The following is a 3,610-nucleotide window of genomic DNA, read 5'->3' as shown; positions in this document are numbered from 1 at the left end:
AAAATTCAGATGGGGTAAAAGAATCCCCACCTGAATTAAGAACTTGCTTCAATGAATATAGGATAATTTCCATTTATTAATTCGTTTTTAGTTTTCAAGTATGCCGCTAAGTTCAATGTTTTGTATTGCCTTAAGTATTTTTTCTTTATTTTGCACAAGGGCAAAACGTACAAAGCCTTCACCATGGTCTCCAAAACTGCTGCCGGGAACTACAATAACTCCTGTTTTCTCCATGAGATCAAAAGTAAATTCCAGGGAAGATTTATATTTTGGAGGAATAGCAGCCCATACAAACATACTGCCTCCAGTGTTATCAATATGCCAGCCAATTTTATTTAACCCATTTACAAGAAGGTCTCTTCTTTCTCTGTAAGTATTTTTTACTAATTGGACATAATCCTGAGGGCCTTCTAAGGCTGAAATCGCAGCTTTTTGAAAGGGTAGAAACATTCCATAATCTACATGGGATTTCAGGATTTTTAATTGTTTTACAATTTCTCTATTTCCAACTGCAAAGGCAATTCTACAGCCTGGTATGCTGTAAGTCTTAGATAGTGAGTTGAATTCTACTGCAATATCCTTAGCTCCAGGGATGGACAAAAAACTGCTGCCTTCTGTGTCATCAAATACAAGTTCACTATAGGCATTGTCATGAAGTACCATTATGTCATATTTTTTTGCAAAGGCCACAAGTTTTACATAAAAGTCATGAGGGGCTGTGGCAGCCGTTGGATTGTTAGGATAAGATAGTACCATAAGTTTTGCTTTTCTTGCCGTTTCTTCATCTATTGCATGAAAGTCAATTAGATAATTATTTTCTTTTAATAAGGGCAGCTTAACTATTTCTGCACCGGAAAGGTAAGGCCCTACAGTGAAAATAGGGTAGCCAGGATCGGGAGTCAATACTATATCACCAGGATCCACCAGAGCTAAAGCTAATTCTGCAAAGCCACTTTGAGAGCCAAGTAGTGATACTATTTCATCTTTTTCAAGTTTTACTCCGTACCTTTTACCATACCATTTCTGTACTGAAATCAGTAATTCATCTGTATCATTTATGGAATATATGTAATTTTCTATTTTACTTGATTCCTTCACTATTGTATCAATAACATGAGGAGCTGGTGGTATATCTGGAGTACCTATGCTAAAGTCTATTACTTGTGTACCTTCAGCTATGAGTTTATTTTTTCTGTCACTGAGCTGAGAAAATATAGCTGAAGTTAGCTTATCCATTTTTTTCGAAAAAATCATTGTATACCTCCGTAAAATATCTCATGCAGCTGATGCTGCACGGATTGTATTTATTTTTAGGTGCTTCGTATAGTGTATTTTCAGTTAATAATAACATTATATAATATTCTGTATGTCAATGTCAGGCTAAAAATAAAATACAAAAACTCAGTATAAAAAATTTTTTAACCTGACTAACTTGGCGTAAGTCTCCCATGCACTCTGTGAAAGCGATTCACACAAAATCCAAGATTTTGGTTCTCTGCTTGCACACAGCGAAAGCGATTCACACAAAATCGAAGATTTTGGTTCTCTGCTTTTCTTCAAGTGGGAGTTCAACGCCAAGTAAGCCATGCATTTGCAGTTCTAAAATTCAGATGGGGCAAAAGAATCCCCACCTGAATTAAGAACTTGCTTCAGCAGGCATTTAGGATTGTATGCTGTTTTGTATAATTATTTGGAATATAATAGCCCTGCATTTTCAGCAGGGCTAGAGGTTTTGATGATAGTATTAGCTAAGTTGAAAGCTTTCAGAAGAAGTAGTTACTAGTTTGGCATCTTTTTTTCCAGTTATATCTCCAGTTTTTGTGGAGAAAATTTTCTTTTGGATTATAAGATCCATAAGACTGTTCACTTCTGCTTCAGTTATGGATGGTTGTCCATTTACATCCTGCTTAACATTGTCTATAGATAATGAAAAATATTTACCATCTTCTGCTGTAGTAAATTTTAAAGTTAGTTTATGTGCCATTTACAAGACCTCCTTTCTTTAGGCAAATTCAAATAAATAACTAGTCAGTATGCTAGTCTATTTTGAATCCTACTGCGTCAACAGAACCCTTAGATAGCTCACTATCTGCGGAACCTGTTTCCTTGTTGGATTCAAAATATCCATCGCATCTTTGACTTATTATTTATTTTCATATGCCTTAGATAAAAATTTTTTAATAAGTTTTACTCATTAGTCAGTAAATTGTTGTCCACTTTTTGAATTGTCTGTACAGGATAATTAAGGATATTTCCAATAGCTGAAGCTACATCATATATATCCTGTTCTGCAGCTGCAGTTGTTACAGCTCCAAGGTTTAATTTTTTGCTGGTGTCTTTTCCGTTTGCATCTTTACCTGTGTTTATTACTATAACCACAGAAGAAGAAACTTTAGTTAATGTTGCTGCCATGTTATCACCTCCTTCCTGTGCTTCTGACTATATATATGACGAAGAATAAATTATTACAAAATAATTTTTAAATTTTTTTGCAAGAATTATTTGTTAATATAGGATTATAAATAAAAAAGAAAGCAAGACATTTTTCAGTCTTACTTTCCTTTCAATTTTGTTTTGTGACTAGAGATTGTAATACTCTTGGATTACATTGCTCTTCCAGGAATAATTGCATCTATTATTCCAATAACTATAGCTGCTAATATTGCACCTAATATGGAAGCGTGCATATTTGGAACTAAAAATTGTGTTAGATATATTATTATAGCAGAGATAATAAATCCCTTTAATCCTTTACCGAAAGGTGATGCATCAACTCCCATAAAGGATTCTATCAAATAATCTACTACAATTATTATAACTGCAGCTAGTAAAAATGACCATAATCCTCTAATTGAAAAACCTGGTGTCAAAAATGATGTTACTGCTAAAACAATTGCTACTAATATTAACCTCCATACCCAGTGAAGCATGCCGCCACCTGAGCGGTCTCCTCTATTGTTATTATTATGATCTTCAGTTTGTGCCATGAATAATTACCTCCCTTGAGCTTAATTAAAAATTTTATTTTTAATTTCACAAGCACCTAAATAGTAGATTTTTATGAATATATAATTAGTGTGCTCATTTTAATAAAAAATATTAAATTTTTAATATTTTTATTGAAAAAGGTAATTCTAATGAGCAAAATATTTTTTATAAAAAAAATTTTTAAATATATTGATATAACCTGAAACAAAGAACTCTGTTTATGTAGAGAATAATGTTTAAAAAGGAAGTAAGACCTATGGCTTACTTCCTTTCTTGGTTTTTTATAACGGCAGCTATTTCTTCTTTTAATTCATAAATAGATTTGATTAAAGTATCAATTTGTCCATTTAATTTAATGAGAAGAAATAGACTAACTGCTATGGGGAAACCAACGGTGTTTATGAGTTTGACTATCTCGTCATACATACTCTCAACCTCCCTTTATGCCGTTATGTTTAATATATATGATGTTATAGACAATTTTTCTGAAAACTTTATTAATTTATTACTAAAGTTTACATATAGTAAAATTTAACCTGACTAACTTGGCGTAAGTCTCCCACTTATCCAAGTGGGAGTTCAACGCCAAGTAAGCCATGCATTTGCAGTTCTAAAATTCAGA

The 3,610-nt window shown here is 32.8% G+C and carries 5 protein-coding genes; all 5 read right to left on the bottom strand.

Annotated elements, in window-relative coordinates:
* Window positions 1–87: 87 nt before the first annotated feature.
* The 5 genes from ABF633_RS20555 to ABF633_RS20535 all read right to left on the bottom strand — a co-directional run bounded on the left by ABF633_RS20555 (window position 88) and on the right by ABF633_RS20535 (window position 3,414).
* On the bottom strand, window positions 88–1,254 hold the full coding sequence (locus ABF633_RS20555; RefSeq protein ID WP_415526570.1) for an aminotransferase class I/II-fold pyridoxal phosphate-dependent enzyme: 1,167 nt from the start codon (window positions 1,252–1,254) through the stop codon (window positions 88–90).
* A gap of 490 nt (window positions 1,255–1,744) precedes the next feature.
* Complete coding sequence (locus ABF633_RS20550) at window positions 1,745–1,984, bottom strand: DUF2922 domain-containing protein (RefSeq protein WP_415526568.1); 240 nt, start codon at window positions 1,982–1,984, stop codon at window positions 1,745–1,747.
* Window positions 1,985–2,187: 203 nt separating this feature from the next.
* Window positions 2,188–2,412, bottom strand: a complete 225-nt coding sequence (locus tag ABF633_RS20545; RefSeq protein ID WP_415526566.1) for a DUF1659 domain-containing protein — start codon at window positions 2,410–2,412, stop codon at window positions 2,188–2,190.
* Window positions 2,413–2,603: 191 nt separating this feature from the next.
* A complete protein-coding gene (locus tag ABF633_RS20540) occupies window positions 2,604–2,930 on the bottom strand; it encodes a phage holin family protein (RefSeq protein ID WP_415526572.1) in 327 nt (108 codons plus the stop codon).
* A 319-nt stretch (window positions 2,931–3,249) separates the two neighbouring features.
* Entirely contained in the window at window positions 3,250–3,414 is a 165-nt protein-coding gene (locus ABF633_RS20535; protein WP_415526564.1) for a YvrJ family protein, read from the bottom strand.
* Window positions 3,415–3,610 lie beyond the last annotated feature (196 nt).

It is taken from the genome of Clostridium sp., from assembly GCF_047718555.1.
Lineage (GTDB): Bacteria > Bacillota > Clostridia > Clostridiales > Clostridiaceae > Clostridium_I.
The sequence above is the reverse complement of the archived record's forward strand: the minus strand, read 5'-3'. Positions and strand labels throughout refer to the sequence as shown.

Excerpts from the sequence above, each read along its gene's own strand:
- ABF633_RS20555 (WP_415526570.1), bottom strand. The coding sequence starts at position 1,254 with ATGATTTTTTCGAAAAAAATGGATAAGCTAACTTCAGCTATATTTTCT.
- ABF633_RS20550 (WP_415526568.1), bottom strand. The coding sequence starts at position 1,984 with ATGGCACATAAACTAACTTTAAAATTTACTACAGCAGAAGATGGTAAA.
- ABF633_RS20545 (WP_415526566.1), bottom strand. The coding sequence starts at position 2,412 with ATGGCAGCAACATTAACTAAAGTTTCTTCTTCTGTGGTTATAGTAATA.
- ABF633_RS20540 (WP_415526572.1), bottom strand. The coding sequence starts at position 2,930 with ATGCTTCACTGGGTATGGAGGTTAATATTAGTAGCAATTGTTTTAGCA.
- ABF633_RS20535 (WP_415526564.1), bottom strand. The coding sequence starts at position 3,414 with ATGTATGACGAGATAGTCAAACTCATAAACACCGTTGGTTTCCCCATA.